The following is a 15787-nucleotide window of genomic DNA, read 5'->3' on the forward strand; positions in this document are numbered from 1 at the left end:
GGATGAATGATAAATGAAAAAAATGAGCTTTTTAGATAAATTAAAAAAAGATAATGAAGAACCAATGACACAAAAGAATAAAAAATCACATATTCCGTTCCGCTTAAACTTACTGTTTTTTGTGATATTTGGTTTATTCGTAGCATTGATTGTTCGTTTAGGCTATTTGCAGATAGCCGAGGGACAGGAATATGCGAAAAAAGCTGAAGAAAATTCAGCATTAAAGATCAAAAGTAGTGCACCACGAGGAGAAATATATGATGCTAAAGGAAACTTACTAGCAGGGAACAAGGCTAATTTAGCCATTACGTACACGCGTGGTAAAAAAGTTCAAACAAAAGATCTTGTACCAATCGCTAATAAGGTCAATGATTTGATTCATGTACCAGCAGATGAATTGACGGAGCGGGATAAAAAAGATTATTGGTTAGCTGATCCTGAAAATTTAAAATCTGCGCAAAAACGTTTGACTGATAAAGATAAACTAGATGAAAAAGGCAATAAAATTACGGATGAAGGAATCTTGTATGTTAAAACGGTGGAAAAAGTAACACCAGAAGAAATCAATTTTGATGAACATACGTTACAGGCAGCTACTATTTTTAAACGAATGAACTCCGTAGGCGAACTTAATACAGCCTTCATTAAAAATGAAGGAGTTACACAGGATGAAATCGCAATAATCGGTGAGAATACTTCAGAAATTGCGGGTGTTTCAACTGGCGTCGACTGGGATCGAGAGTATCCAAATGATACAGATATAATGAGTCTTTTAGGAAAAGTATCTTCTCAAAAAGCTGGTTTGCCAGCAGAAGAAGCCGATGAGTATATCGCTAAAGGATATGAACTAAATGATCGAGTAGGAACTAGTTATTTAGAGAAACAATACGAAGATGTTCTTCAAGGGAAAAAAGGAATTTCAGAAGTAACGCTGGATAGCAAAGGCAAAACGGTTACCCAAACACCTGTAACTGAGGGTGAAAAAGGTGAGAATCTAAAATTAACAATCGACATGGCTTTCCAAGCAAAAGTGGAAGAAGTTGTTAGAGAGCAGTATCAGCAACTATTAGCTACAGGAAATGCAGCATACTCAGATGGTGCTTATGCTGTTGTTATGGATCCAAAGACAGGTGCAGTTATGGCCATGGTTGGATTGGATCGTGATTTGGCGACAAATGAACTAACATCTAACCCCTTAGCTACGATTAACAGTGCTTTTGAACCCGGTTCTGTAGTAAAAGGTGCCACGATTTCAGCTGGATATGAGCAAGGTGTGATTACTGGAAATGATGTATTGATCGATGAACCGCTACAAATTTTTGGCAGTGAGCAGAAATCATCTGTTTTTAATAGGATTCCGGGCAATCAAATTCCTCTTAGTGCTGAAAAAGCTTTAGAATACTCATCCAATGCTTACATGATGAAGCTGGTGCTAAAAATGATGAATACTGATTATCAATATAATATGCAGTTGCCATACCAACAAGGCGATCCAACTTTGTTTAATGTTTTACGTAAAGCATTTGGTGAATATGGAATGGGCGTTTCCACAGGAATTGATTTACCAGGAGAATCAACAGGCGTTTCAAATAAAGATTTTGATTCAGATAAAGCGCCAATGCCAGGACTGTTACTCGATTTGTCTTTTGGTCAATATGATACGTATACAGCAATGCAACTAGCACAATATGCCTCAACAGTTGCAAACGGCGGTACTCGTTATGCGCCACATGTGGTTGAAGGAATTTATGATAACAATACAGATGGAAAACTTGGTGAACTGAAAGAAGAAATAAAGCCGAAAGAATTGAATAAGGTAGATATCAATACGGAGCAAATGCAGATCATTCAAAATGGTTTTTATGATGTTGTTCATGGAAGTGGTGCCTTTACGACAGGGCAATCTATGCAAGGTGCAAAATTAGATATGGCCGCTAAAACAGGTACTGCTGAGACCAATGTTGGGGAGCATAGCACGTATAATAGTAATGTCGTTGCCTATGCACCATACAATGATCCAGAGATTGCTGTCAGTGTGATTTTACCTCACTTAACCAGTGAAAGTACCCGACCAAACCAAATGATGGCTAAAGCGATCGTAGATGCTTATGCAGATTATAAACAACAATAAATTTGTAAAGTAGTTTTCCTTTACAAATTTTACTAAAAGGGTAGAAATTCTTGAATAAACATGATATGATATCTGAGGCTAAGAAATATCTTAGAAATACGAAATTAGATATAGGAGGGGAAACACATGCGCGTAAACATTACTTTAGAATGTACTTCTTGTAAAGAACGTAACTACCTAACAAGCAAAAATAAACGTAACAATCCTGATCGTTTAGAAAAGCAAAAATATTGCCCACGTGAAAGAAAAGTTACTTTACACCGTGAAACTAAATAATAATTACAATTATGAGCTAGAACCCTTGTCGTATAAGGATTCTAGCTTTTTTATTTTGGCTTGAAATAATTTTGAATGCCATCTACTAAATATTAGTAAATTTCACTAGTTTTTGAACAATTTCTTTTTTCGTTTTTTCAGTTAGAGGAAGACATTAGCAGAGGACTGAGAGATCCCTAGATCAGACTTTAGTAAATCTATGAATTTCCTTAATGGAATATCAACAAAAGAAGAAATGGTTTTAAATGATTTACTGTGCAGTATGATTTTATTCTTCGTTATTTTATTATTGTTATAAAACAATTAGCTATATAGATACATAAATATAAAGTATAGCTGCCCTTATTAATAAACTGAATATAGTATAATTATTTTCAAATTATTCTTTACTTTATAGTAAATAGTAGTGAATTTTAGCTAAAAGTGTATACTTGATAAATAAAAACTATTTTTAGGAGTGAATAAGATGAAGGTTAGTATTAGACATCGGTATATCAAAAAGATTCCGGTTCTGGAAATTGTACCAGAAGAAGAGAAGAATAATCCCTTGCCTTTAATCATTTACTATCATGGATGGCAGTCGGCGAAAGAATTATCACTGACTCAAGCTAGAAAATTAGCGAAAAAAGGAATGCGCGTGATTTTACCTGATGCGATGAACCATGGGGAACGAAAAACAGGACCGATATCTCCAATTCCATCAGTGACGTTTTGGTCAAGTATTCAATATAATATTGTTGAATTTGCTCAGTTGGTGCGTCATTTTGAGAAACAACAGCTGATTGAAGCAGAAAAAATTGGCGTTGGTGGTGTTTCAATGGGTGGTATTACAACTTGTGCATTATTGACGCAACATCCGGAAATAAAAATAGCAGCTTGTATGATGGGAACGCCAGCACCGCAACGTTATATTGAGAGAGTGATGGAACGATCAGCTGAGATGAACTTTTTTGTGCCACGGGATTTACCGTTATTACTTAGTTGGGTTTCGAATTATGATCTTTCAGAGGCGCCAGAAAAATTAGCACAGCGCCCAGTATTATTTTGGCACGGAACCAAAGATCCTAAAATTCCTTATGAAGATATGGCCGATTTTTACCAAATGATTGAAGGAGAGTCTTATGCTGATCATAGTGAGTTTATCACTGGTGAAGGCGAAGGGCATCTGGTCAAAGGTAAAATGATGGATGTTGTGGCTGAGTTTTTTGAAAAGGAATTTTCGAGATAAATTATTTAAAGAATCTGACTGAAACTAGAGGATAAAACCAGTTATGCTGAGTTTATTCTCTAGTTTTACCTCTAATTTAGATGTGAACAATCAAAACGAACTAAAATATTATGATGTTTTATTTCAAATGCACGATGGTACATCCTCTCTAAAATAAGTTGTGAAAAATTGATCTTTTTCATAGGCTTATTAACAAAAAAATAGCAGATCAAAATATGGAGAAAGGTAGTAGAAAAAATTAGTTTATAAAGTTTTTTTAATTTATTAACGTCTCTATTTTTCTTTATGATGTTATATACTAAATGATAAATCTATTGTTATTTTAGAAATAAAATCAGAGAATTTTTTTTTTATTACTTATTTATAATTTGCTTGTTTGAAAGTAGTAGAATCACTTTATTGTGCTATTACTTTTGGTATAATATGTAAAGAAACAAAAAGAAGGGAAAGGATTTGGAACAATGAAAAAAGCAACGATCACTAAAACGGTTAATTTATTAGACGGAGGCTGTAATGCCTGCGGGATTATTGAGGACGAAAATTACACGTTGACAATAGATGAGCAAAAGATCCCCATAGAATCATTGACAGTCAATGCACTTATAACAGCGATTGTTTTAAAGAATGGTTATAAACGAGAGTATCAGATGGATGTGATCGATGATTATACGATGTATAAAAAAAATGATCATCAAGTCACGCTTAAAGAAGAATATGATTTTCTGACGTATTCAAATGATACAATTAAAATTGAAACCAAAGATCAAATCAGGGATGAGAAAGAATTAGTGAAGATAGTTAATCAAATCTTATCCACTCTTTTTTATGTAGAAGAATTGGATTTTAGTTTATAGAAAATTATACAAAACATACTGAGATTACAGGGTATGTTTTTCATTATTCTATTTGAAAAATTTCTAACATTCCAATTTTTTCAAATCGTTCTTGTGAGTCGGAAGGATTTTCGTTTTGATCACAGACTAATAGTTTGAAATCCTCTGTTTTTGGGATACGTTTGAATGTTTCACTATCAATGAAGAGAATCAGCTGCTGGCAAAGCCATTCAAGAACAGTTTCTATATCTTGTTCGTCCTCCACCCAATCGTCAAATAAATGGAGAGAAGCAAACTGTTGTGTCTCATCCCAATCGCTTGAATTGTATTTTATTTCTTCTAATTGTGATTTACTATGGCCTTTATTCGTATAATAGCTTGTTGTTTCTTGCCAAAGTTCCACAGTATTAAAGCAAAGATTGATTTCACCTTCTTCATGAATATTGCAGTTTAAAGCAAATGCGTAGAATGTTTCATCAGAATGATCTAATAAAAAGTTTTCGATGCTGTCTGTTAAAAAGTTGAAAAAGAATTCTTGTTGTTTTTCTAAAAAGTGTTCCATTTGTTCCCTCCAGGTATTCTGTCTTTTAAACATTGAAACAGATATCACTGGGAAAGTCTATCTAAAGTTGATTTTTATAGAGAAATCATTATTTTTTAAGAAAATGTAAAGATTCTTTATTCGAAAATGGTTGTCTTTATCGCCTTTTTCCATTGTAAGAGCGACTACAAAGTGATTTTTTTAATAACAGCGTTACGACTTTGATTAATTTATCCAAAATTTCATTTGACTTTGTGATACGATACGCTTATAGTTTATACTGAATTAAATACTTGTTAGGTGAGGCTCCTATATAAACACAAGCTACTGCTCAAAAATGTCGAAAGACAGGTATGGGTAGGACAAATTTCGTCGAATTAAGGCGTTTTTCAAAGTAGCTAAAAGTAATGCTTTTTACGTTATATAGTGCTAAAACTCAACGAAGAGAAGATATAGATACGTTGGAAATCCATGACCAGTGTCATGTGCTTAGTCCCTATAATCTAATCCCTTCGCTGAGTATTCTTAGTGAGGGATTTTTTCTTTTTACTCAAGAGCTACCCAGTTTCATAAGCGATACTCTAATTGGAAACAAGCCATTCAATTTTAAGTTTAGAAAGGAACAAATAATGAAAAAATCTGTGAAAATAGTGACGATTACCTTACTATCGATTCTTCTTGTGATTGTAAGTGCAGCCTGCTATGCTGCAGTCTCATTCCAAGCAGCAAAAGAAAAAAGTGAATCAAAACTTCCTACAATAAATAAAAATTTTACTGGTGATGAACAAACGAGTGATAAAGAGCTGACGGTTATGGTCATAGGAAATGATTCGAGGGATGATGATGAAGATCAAGGACGTTCAGATACGTTGATGGTGGCGCACTATGATGGAAAATCAAAACAGCCTAAATTGATATCGATCATGAGAGACAGTTATGTAACATTTCCTGATGGCGGACAAGATAAAATAAATGCAGCGTACGCATATGGTGGCGCGCAAATGACAAAAGATGTGCTGAAAACGAACTTTGATTTGCCAATCAATTATTATGTTGTTATGGATTTTAAAGAGTTTAGTGATATCATTGATGAACTTTATCCAAAAGGAGTTAAGATCGATTCTGAAAAAGATATTAATTTGGATGGTGTGGATATTCCTAAAGGAGAACAAACATTGCACGGAAATAGCTTATTGCAATACGCTCGTTTTAGAATGGATGAAGAAGGCGATTTTGGACGTATCAGACGTCAGCAACAAGTGATGGATGCATTAATCGCACAGTCTAAAGATTTGATTCCAATTTGGGAATTACCTCAAGTAGCTGGTAAGATGGTAGGGAAAATCGATACAAATGTACCAACTAGTTTATTGATTGATTTAGCGAAGGATTTCCTTACTGGAAAGGTAAAACCTTTAGAATCACTATCTGTTCCTGTCGAAGATTCATGGAACTTTAATGATTATACTGAATCAGGAAGCGTAATCGAACTGGATGAACAAAAAAATGCTGAAGCGATCAAAGCGTTTTTGAAAGCCAATTAAAACTTGATTATATAAATAAAATAACCTGTCTATTCTCTTTTAGAGGAGTGTATGGGTTATTTTTTTAGTACAAAAAAAATTAGTGTATTTCTATACGAATGGACAAGGCTTGTGCTATGCTTTAAGCAAACGTTTTATTCATTTAGAAGGAAGGTTTTACTGTGAAAGTTGTGATCATTGGTGCGTCATTTGCTGGAGTATCAGCTGCTTTGGCTATCAGAAAAAAATACCCTACTGCTAAAATTTATTTAATAGAGAAGCAGCAAACAATTGGTTACCTACCTGGTGGCATCAATCTTTACTTTAATGAAGCGATCGATCCTATCGAAAAGGCTCAGTTTATGTCAGAACAACATCTAATAGATCGTGATATTTGTTTGATGTTGAATTCAAAAGTGGTTAGTATGGATTCAAAACAACATATCATTAAATATGAAAAGAAAAAATCTGAATTTTTAATGTCTTTTGATAAACTGATATTGGCAACGGGTTCTAGTCAATGGTCGCAAAAGATTCTAGGAAGTGATTCGGAAAAGGTTTTAAAATATAAATTCTTACCTGGCGTTTTTAACGCAATCGAACGTTTGAAAAATAGTGATAAAGTAGCGTTGATCGGCGGTGGTCAAATTGGTGGAGAAGCTGCAGATACCTTGCTAAAAAAAGGAAAAGAAGTGCATCTCTTTGAACGTATGGACTATTTATTGTTTAAGTATTTTGATGAAGAGATGATCCAGCCTGTGCAAGCTGAAATGGTCTCTCGCGGTGTTGTTTTCCATTTTGATGAGACCGTTGAAAAAGTAACAGACACAAAAGCAGGACTTCTAATCGAAACAAAAAAGTCTCAACTATTATGTGACAGTGCTATTTTTGCAATGAATGTTCGGCCAAATTTAGATTATTTAGATGAAAATATTCAGACTCACACAGATCATACTGTGTTTGTAAATGAGTATTTACAGACATCTCAAGCAGATATTTTTGCAATCGGCGACTGCATCCAAGTACCCTATAGCTTATCGAAGGAATCCTTTTACATCCCACTGGTGAATAATGCTGTGAGAACAGGATTAGTTGTAGCTCAAAATCTGGTGGAGCCTACTACGCCATTTACTGGGTCGATTCGCACGATTGGGACAAAACTTGTTGATTATTATGTAGCAAGCACGGGTTTGACTGAAGCGGAAGGATCATTTCATGAACAGTCAATTTCTGTCGCCCATGTTCAGCAAAAAAGTTCTTTGTCTTCAGGATGTGAAAAAATTTGCGGAAAAATTATTTTTGAAAAAGAAAGCCATAAAATTCTAGGCGCACAGCTAGTTTCAAAAGCTGATATCTTAGAGAAAATCAATACCTTAGCGCTAGGAGTTCAAATGGGGCAGACGCTTGAGGAATTTTATCAAAAAGACTTTTTATATCATCCTTATTATTCTAATGTGATCGAGATCACGAATCAGCTAGGTTTTGAAGGTCTATGGAGCGTCGCAAATGAAAATTGAAGGATTGCTGGATAAAAAAGAAGCGAGAGAAGTTAGGATTTTAAAGAAAGTCATTTTAGCTGGCGGTCGTATTAAAGATACTGAATTAATTGATTATTTAGGCGTTTCAAAGGCTTCTTTTGAAAGTGATTTAAAGGAGCTAAGTTATTACTTGAAGCCTTATGATCAAGATTGTACGTTATTTTATGATGGACGATGGTTGGCCATTCAGATGTCGGATCAGTTTTCGATTAATAAAGTGTTAGATGACTATATTCGAGCATCAATCAAGTTTCAGTTGATCGATTATTTATTTCGTTATCGTGAATTTACTATTGCCCAATTGACGACTAAATTTATGATCAGTGAGTCTTCGTTATTTCGAAAAATCAAAGAACTGAATCAACTATTAAAAGAATTTGCTCTGAAAATTAGCAATGGTCAATTAAAAGGGGAAGAAATCCAAATCCGCTATTTTTATTTTCAAATTTATTGGTTTTTAACACCCTATGAGAACCATCAAGAGAAAACACTAACAGTTCAAAATTCGAGGATCATCGAGGCATTGGAAAAAGCGTTGGCTCTTTCTTTTGAAGAACATAGTAAATTAAAAATCAGTTTATGGTTGACAATAAGTAAGAAAAGAGTTTCGGTTCAACCAAAAATGTTTAAAGAATTATATCGCAAGAGTCAGGTGTATGAACAAGATCCTTTTTTCAAAACATTACGTTCGTTTGTTTTACGTTTTTTTAGTCGGTATCCACTTGAAATTGATGAAGAAGAAAGTCTACTGCATTTTATTTTTTTGATGAGTATGTCTGTTTTTTCGGAATCGGATTTTGCTGAGTATAATTTGATTCGAGGGAGACGTACACCTACATCATTAGCTGATACGTTTGTTTTGGAACATGTGATCTTATATTATCGTCCGCAAAAATTTTTCCCTGAATTGGAAAAGAAGATTCTATATTATTTTTCACAGATCCATAGTCGATTGTATTTTTTTAAAGGTGAACTGGAATTGTTCGATCGTGAGAATATTTGGCAAAAGGAACAAAATCTTTCTAGTCATCAACTGGCGGATTTTTCTCGTGTGCTTTTAGAGAAAAGTTTAGACTGTTTTGGGCAACGTTATGAAACGAACAATAGCTTATATGAATGGTCGCTTGTAAAATATCTCAGTGTGTTGGCAATCATTGATTTTGAAATTGTTGGTGAAACGCGAATTGGGATTGATTTGAAGATGGACCATTTATATAAAGAGGTAATGACACAGGTCTTAGTCTTGAGTTTGAAAAATTTGAATGGGTTAATGATCGAACCTTATAATCCCAAAAAAACGTATGATTTGATGATCACAAATGTTATGAGAGCAAATGCTTATCGTGCTGTCAAAGAGGTTTATGTTTTATCAGAATTGGGTTCAGCTTATGATATTAATCAAATTAGAATGAAGATCCGGGAACTACATAAGGAAAGATGAATTAAATAAAAAGGTCCAAAAGTAAAATGAGAGTTGTTTTTCTTTGGGTCTTTTTTTGTTGTCAGAACAAGATTTTATCGAAAAACTTTCAATTATTTTTGAATTTAAAAAAAAGATGACGTTTTTCTGAAATGATTTACGATTATTATAAACACATAAGATATAAAGCGTTTACAAAGAAAACTGTTAATTCTCGAAAAATGATAAAAATGCAGTGAGATGAAAAATACCTCAGTCCATTTTTTATTTTCCTGTCGAGGTTAAATGACCCGTTACGCTTTTAAAACAAGGAGGAAACGACAATGGCAGAACAAAAGTACATTATGGCAATCGATCAAGGAACAACGAGTTCAAGAGCAATTATTTTTGATAAAAAAGGCACTAACATCGGTAGTTCTCAAAAAGAATTTACGCAAATTTTTCCTAAAGCAGGTTGGGTCGAGCATAATGCAAATGAAATTTGGAATTCAGTTCAATCCGTTATCGCAGGTGCTTTGATCGAATCGAGTGTCAAACCTTCAGATATTGTAGGAATCGGTATTACGAACCAACGTGAGACAACGGTCGTTTGGGATAAGCAAACAGGTTTGCCAATCTATAATGCAATCGTTTGGCAATCTCGTCAATCGTCGCCAATTGCTGATCAATTAAAAGAAGAGGGTCACGGGGATATGATTCATGAAAAAACGGGTTTAGTTGTAGATGCTTATTTTTCCGCAACGAAGATTCGTTGGATTTTAGATCATGTAGAAGGGGCACAAGAACGAGCTGAAAAGGGAGAGTTATTATTTGGAACAATTGATTCATGGCTTGTTTGGAAATTGACCGGCGGAGAAACCCATGTAACGGATTATTCTAATGCAAGTCGTACGATGTTATTCAATATCCATGAGTTGGATTGGGATCAAGATATTTTAGATATTTTAAATATTCCTCGTGCGATGCTCCCAAGAGCAACATCAAATTCTGAAGTTTATGGATTAACAAAGAACTATCATTTTTATGGTAGCGAAATTCCTATCTCAGGGATGGCTGGTGATCAACAAGCAGCACTATTTGGACAAATGGCATTTGAACCTGGAATGGTCAAAAATACGTATGGGACAGGTTCATTTATTGTAATGAATACAGGGGAAAAGCCTCAGCTTTCTGATAATAATTTACTAACAACGATCGGTTATGGGATCAACGGTAAAGTATATTACGCATTAGAAGGAAGCATTTTTGTGGCTGGTTCAGCTATTCAATGGTTGCGTGATGGCTTGAAAATGATCCAAACGGCTGCTGAGTCTGAAGCGGTGGCAAATGAATCACATAACAAAAATGAAGTGTATGTTGTTCCGGCTTTCACAGGGCTTGGAGCGCCCTATTGGGATTCTAATGCGCGAGGTGCTGTATTTGGTTTAACGAGAGGGACAACAAGAGAAGATTTTGTTAAAGCGACATTACAAGCAGTTGCTTATCAAGTGAGAGACATCATCGACACAATGCAAAAGGATACTGGTATTGCTATTCCTATCCTAAAAGTTGATGGTGGAGCGGCTAACAATGATTTATTGATGCAATTTCAAGCGGATATTTTAAATACCTCTGTTCAAAGAGCACTAAATCTAGAAACAACGGCATTAGGCGCAGCCTTTTTAGCAGGCTTAGCGGTTGGATTCTGGAAAAATTTGGATGAGTTAAAAGCATTTTATGAAGAAGGACAAGTGTTTGAAGCGAAAATGTCTGATGAAGAGCGGGATGATTTATATGAAGGATGGCAACAGGCAGTTGCTGCAACACAAATGTTCAAACATAAATCAAAATAAAGGAAGAAGTGAGTGGTATGTCATTTTCAATTAAAACAAGACAAGCATTTATTGAAAAGATGAAGTCTGAAGAATTAGATTTATTGATCATTGGCGGCGGCATTACTGGTGCGGGTGTTGCATTACAAGCAAGTGCTGCTGGAATGAAAACGGGTCTTATTGAAATGCAAGATTTTGCAGAAGGAACATCGTCTCGCTCTACTAAATTAGTTCACGGCGGAATTCGTTATTTGAAAAATTTTGATGTAGAAGTTGTTGCCGATACAGTGCAGGAACGAGCAGTTGTTCAAGCAATCGCACCGCATATTCCTAAACCAGATCCAATGCTTTTACCGATTTATGATGAACCAAAAGCGACGTTTAATATGTTCTCGGTCAAAGTGGCAATGGATCTTTATGACCGCTTAGCAAATGTGATCGGAACAAAATATGAAAACTACACACTGACAAAAGAAGAAGTGTTAGAACGAGAACCACAGTTGAAAAGTGAAGGTTTACAAGGTGGCGGCGTTTATCTAGATTTTAGAAATAATGATGCTCGACTGGTAATAGAAAATATTAAGAGAGCGGCTTTCGATGGTGGTTTGATGGTCAGTAAAGTCAAAGCGGTCGGATTTATGCAAAATGATCAAGGCAAAATCATTGGCGTAAAAGCAGAAGATTTGCTGACAGGTGAGCAATTTGAAATCAAAGCCAAAGTTGTTATCAATACGACAGGACCTTGGTCAGATAAAGTTCGTGGTTTGGATACGAAAGAAAATCTAGTACCGCAAATGCGTCCCACAAAGGGAGTCCATCTTGTAGTAGATAGCAGCAAACTATATGTCCCTCAACCTACTTATTTTGATACAGGCAAACATGATGGGCGAATGGTTTTCGTTGTTCCTAGAGAAAAGAAAACCTATTTTGGCACGACAGACACGGACTATACAGGGGATTACGAGCATCCTACTGTTACCCAAGAAGATGTCGATTATTTGCTGGAAATCGTCAATGATCATTATCCTAAAGCAAAAGTGACGATCGATGATATTGAAGCGAGCTGGGCAGGCCTTAGACCGTTGATTTCCGAAAATGGTGGTTCAGATTATAACGGTGGAAATAATGGTAAAGTATCTGATGAAAGTTTCGATCAAGTCATCGATATCGTTGATAAATATCGAAACCAACAAGCAACCCGTTTCGATGTAGAAAATGTTTTGAATCATTTAGAGGAGTCACTAGCCGAAAATGAAGAAAATCCTTCAGCTGTTTCTCGTGGAAGTTTATTGGAACGCTCCAATGATGGATTATTGACATTGTCGGGCGGAAAAATCACCGATTATCGTAAAATGGCTGAAGGTGCCTTGAAGGAAATTCAACGTATTTTAAAAGAAGAGTTTAAGTCTGAATTTCAATTGATTGATTCAAAAACTTATCCTGTTTCAGGTGGGGATCTGGATGCTGTAAATGTAGAATCAGAATTAAGTAATCTTGCAAAAATAGGTGTGGAAAAAGGGCTGAAGGAAGAAGCGGCACAATATCTTGCTCATTTATATGGGTCAAATGTGATAACACTTTTTGAAAACGCTACATCAACTGAACCGGTAAAAGGTCTAACGTTAGCGGAAACATTGGCGCTTCGCTATGCTTTAGAAAATGAAATGGTACTGACACCTGCAGATTATCTTGTCCGTAGAACAAATCACTTACTTTTCATGAGAGATACACTGGACGAAGTGAAGCAAGGGGTAATTGCTGAAATGAGTGAGTATTATGATTGGTCCAAAGAACAAAAAGAACACTATGAAAGCGAGTTAAATCAATTGATCGCAGAATCTGATTTGAGTACATTGAAAGAAGGGATAAAGTAAAATGGATACTTCAAATATGACGCAGATTTTCAGTGAGTTTTTAGGAACGATGATTCTAATTCTTTTAGGTGACGGAGTGTGTGCAGCCGTTAATTTGAAAAAAAGTAAAGCAGAAGCTTCTGGTTGGATCGTGATTGCATTTGGTTGGGCGATGGCTGTTACAATTGCCGTTTATGTTGCAGGCTACATGGGGCCTGCTCACTTGAATCCAGCAGTCACGATTGCAATGGCGATGACAGGGAGTTTTGAATGGAGTATGGTCATACCGTTTATCATAGCTCAAGTGCTTGGCGCAATTGTTGGAGCTGTTTTAGTTTGGTTGGCTTATCTACCGCATTGGCAAGTGACAGAAGATCAAGGAGCCGTTTTAGGGACGTTTGCCACTGGTCCTGCTATTCGAAATTATCCAGCAAATATGGTGACGGAGGTTATTGGGACGTTTGTTTTGGTCTTAGGATTACTTTCATTCTCTCAACATAATTTTACAGATGGATTGAATCCTTTAGTTGTTGGTGCGTTGATTTTATCAATTGGGTTGTCTTTAGGTGGACCTACAGGCTATGCAATCAATCCCGCACGTGATTTTGGTCCTAGGTTTGCGCATCAACTATTGCCGATTTCAACTAAAGGTGATTCTGATTGGGCCTATTCATGGGTTCCTGTTGTTGGACCTGTAGTCGGTGCCGCATTGGCTTCAGGTGTTTATATGATAATGATTTGATGTTTGTGGATTTCAGTTAGTCTCTGAAGAAATTCTTTTGGCTTCCAACAGTTATTCGTATTTAGGATGAGGTTGGGACAGAAGTGTTTAACTCCGAGAAATAAGAAGGAATTTACGAGAATTGCTCTTCAAATTTTTGTGAATTTCGGCTTATTTCCGAAGGAGTTGCTTCTGCGCCCACCGTTTATTCGGTTACTAAGAGCCTGAAACATAACTTTTTTAGTTATGTTTCAGGCTCATCTTTTTTGTTATAATTATAAAGAACTTTGTCTTAATGATCCTTTATTAAGATTTTGCATGATCGATTGATGTAAAACCTCTAACGGCTGACTGCTGTCTAGTTTTAAAACAGGACATTTAGAATGGGTAATTTGATAATTATGTTCAGCAAGTGTTCCTATGTTAGAAGGATCTTTAGCGGTATAATAAGTTTTACACCAATCCAAAAAGTCATTGGTTTGAAATCCGTGCTCGTCTAACCATAAAGACGATTCACCAGTTCTCTGTATTTCTCTTTTGATCAGACGTTGGAATCGTTGTTCATCATCTAAAGTGAGAAAAATCAATAGATCTCGATCTGCAAACCCAGTAGGATTCCATGCAAATACAGAGCCAGAAACAACGAATCGATCGAATTTCTCACGGTCACTATCATACATTTTTAGTCGTTGATCGATTGGATAATTTTCTGAAAAAGTTTCGTCTTTCCAGATATAACGATCAGTATCGATCCACTTAATATGTTCTTTTTCAGCGATGTAATGTCCCAAGGTACTTTTTCCTGTACCAGAGGCACCGATAAGTTGAATTTTCATTTTTGCTCCTTTCAGTGATCATAAAATAGAGAATAATCAAAAAGAAAATGCCCGTTTTACTATTTCATTTAATAAGAATACTTTATACTAAATACTATCAATTGAGAAGAGGTAGGAATATGAAACACGACACTTTTTTGTCATCAGATCAAAAAACAAGGAGTCATTTTATCTGCTGGGAGCCTGATAGTGAGCCGATTGGAACGGTTCAGATCATTCATGGAATGGCGGAATATATTGAACGGTATCATGATTTTGCGCAGTATCTAAATAATAGGGGATTTATTGTAGTCGGTCATGATCATTTAGGTCATGGCAAATCTACGTCAGCTACTGAAGCAAAACATGGATATTTTGGAGATGAGCCTGTAAATTTTGTGTTGGAAGATATTCATCAGATGAAAGAATGGATCGAAAATAACTATCCAGATTTACCACATTTTATGCTAGGACATAGTATGGGGTCATTTGCTTTACGTAATTATTTGCAAGTATATAAATCTGAAATTAGTGGTGCTATTTTTATGGGAACAGGGAAAAATGTTGCAATGTTACCTATAGCTCTTTCTTTGACAAAAGGACTAAATAGAATAGCACCAGAAAAACAAAATAAATGGTTGGATAAACTGGCGTTTGGTTCTTTTAGTAAAAATTTTACAGAAACAGGTAGTTTTAATTGGCTAAGTAAAAATCAAGAAAATGTAAGACGGTATGAGAATGATCCATTAACAGGTTTTACGTTTACAAATAATGGTTTCTATACGTTATTTCGTTTGGTCGATGGAGCAAATCATGATGGCTGGGCACAGAATATTGATCAAGATTTACCTATATTAGTCATCAGCGGTGAACAAGACCCAGTTGGAGAGTTTGGTAAGGGGCCTAGAAATGTCGCAAAAGAATTAGATGAAGCGGGAATCAAAGATGTTTTTCTCGTTTTATTTGCTGAAATGCGCCATGAAATTTTATTTGAAAATGAAAAGAATGAAGTATATAAAGTAATTGGAACCTGGTTGCAAAAAAGACTGGATCTTGAGCTGAAAGACTAGAATTCTGTTTGCTATTTAGTAGGTTTT

Annotated in this window: 13 protein-coding genes and 1 riboswitch; of the genes, 11 read left to right on the forward strand and 2 right to left on the reverse strand. The window is 35.5% G+C overall.

The features are described from left to right. Positions 1-13: 13 nt before the first annotated feature. The 4 genes from IGI43_RS14475 to IGI43_RS14490 all read left to right on the forward strand — a co-directional run bounded on the left by IGI43_RS14475 (position 14) and on the right by IGI43_RS14490 (position 4489). Positions 14-2131, forward strand: coding sequence for a penicillin-binding transpeptidase domain-containing protein (locus IGI43_RS14475; RefSeq protein WP_438758485.1), 2118 nt, complete (start codon positions 14-16; stop codon positions 2129-2131). A 126-nt stretch (positions 2132-2257) separates the two neighbouring features. Then, a complete protein-coding gene (rpmG, locus tag IGI43_RS14480) occupies positions 2258-2407 on the forward strand; it encodes a 50S ribosomal protein L33 (protein WP_002296119.1) in 150 nt (49 codons plus the stop codon). Positions 2408-2873: 466 nt separating this feature from the next. Next, the gene (locus IGI43_RS14485; RefSeq protein ID WP_438758486.1) at positions 2874-3635 is read left to right on the forward strand and encodes an alpha/beta fold hydrolase; all 762 of its coding nucleotides are present in this window, start codon (positions 2874-2876) and stop codon (positions 3633-3635) included. 461 nt (positions 3636-4096) lie between these two features. Continuing rightward, positions 4097-4489 (forward strand): DUF4809 family protein, encoded by a 393-nt coding sequence (locus IGI43_RS14490; protein ID WP_438758488.1) that lies wholly within the window; start codon positions 4097-4099, stop codon positions 4487-4489. Positions 4490-4532: 43 nt separating this feature from the next. Here the strand turns inward: IGI43_RS14490 and IGI43_RS14495 are convergent, their stop codons facing one another. Then, a complete protein-coding gene (locus IGI43_RS14495; protein ID WP_438758489.1) occupies positions 4533-5030 on the reverse strand; it encodes a DUF4303 domain-containing protein in 498 nt (165 codons plus the stop codon). A 264-nt stretch (positions 5031-5294) separates the two neighbouring features. Beyond that, positions 5295-5463: riboswitch (M-box (ykoK) riboswitch) on the forward strand. A 175-nt stretch (positions 5464-5638) separates the two neighbouring features. On the opposite strand from IGI43_RS14495, the gene IGI43_RS14500 reads away from it, so the two are divergent. The 6 genes from IGI43_RS14500 (at position 5639) to IGI43_RS14525 (ending at position 13896) form a co-directional block, all read left to right on the forward strand. Next, positions 5639-6553, forward strand: a complete 915-nt coding sequence (locus IGI43_RS14500) for an LCP family protein (RefSeq protein ID WP_438758490.1) — start codon at positions 5639-5641, stop codon at positions 6551-6553. A gap of 161 nt (positions 6554-6714) precedes the next feature. Next, complete coding sequence (locus tag IGI43_RS14505) at positions 6715-8049, forward strand: FAD-dependent oxidoreductase (protein ID WP_438758491.1); 1335 nt, start codon at positions 6715-6717, stop codon at positions 8047-8049. Then, positions 8039-9511: a helix-turn-helix domain-containing protein gene (locus IGI43_RS14510; RefSeq protein WP_438758492.1), complete on the forward strand. Its 1473-nt coding sequence runs from the start codon at positions 8039-8041 to the stop codon at positions 9509-9511. Before IGI43_RS14505 ends, IGI43_RS14510 begins: the two co-directional genes overlap by 11 nt. A 302-nt stretch (positions 9512-9813) precedes the next feature. Continuing rightward, positions 9814-11322 carry a glycerol kinase GlpK gene (gene glpK, locus IGI43_RS14515; RefSeq protein ID WP_438758493.1) on the forward strand — a complete coding sequence of 503 codons (1509 nt, stop codon included), beginning with the start codon at positions 9814-9816 and terminating at the stop codon, positions 11320-11322. 17 nt (positions 11323-11339) lie between these two features. Continuing rightward, positions 11340-13175, forward strand: coding sequence for a type 1 glycerol-3-phosphate oxidase (gene glpO, locus IGI43_RS14520; RefSeq protein ID WP_438758494.1), 1836 nt, complete (start codon positions 11340-11342; stop codon positions 13173-13175). A 1-nt stretch (position 13176) separates the two neighbouring features. Continuing rightward, the gene (locus IGI43_RS14525; protein ID WP_438758495.1) at positions 13177-13896 is read left to right on the forward strand and encodes an MIP/aquaporin family protein; all 720 of its coding nucleotides are present in this window, start codon (positions 13177-13179) and stop codon (positions 13894-13896) included. A 254-nt stretch (positions 13897-14150) separates the two neighbouring features. On the opposite strand, the gene IGI43_RS14530 is transcribed toward IGI43_RS14525, so the two are convergent. Then, positions 14151-14711 carry an AAA family ATPase gene (locus tag IGI43_RS14530; RefSeq protein ID WP_438758496.1) on the reverse strand — a complete coding sequence of 187 codons (561 nt, stop codon included), beginning with the start codon at positions 14709-14711 and terminating at the stop codon, positions 14151-14153. 119 nt (positions 14712-14830) lie between these two features. On the opposite strand from IGI43_RS14530, the gene IGI43_RS14535 reads away from it, so the two are divergent. Next, entirely contained in the window at positions 14831-15760 is a 930-nt protein-coding gene (locus IGI43_RS14535) for an alpha/beta fold hydrolase (RefSeq protein ID WP_438758497.1), read from the forward strand. Positions 15761-15787 lie beyond the last annotated feature (27 nt).

It is taken from the genome of Enterococcus sp. AZ126 (genome assembly GCF_051714545.1).
Taxonomy (GTDB): domain Bacteria; phylum Bacillota; class Bacilli; order Lactobacillales; family Enterococcaceae; genus Enterococcus_L.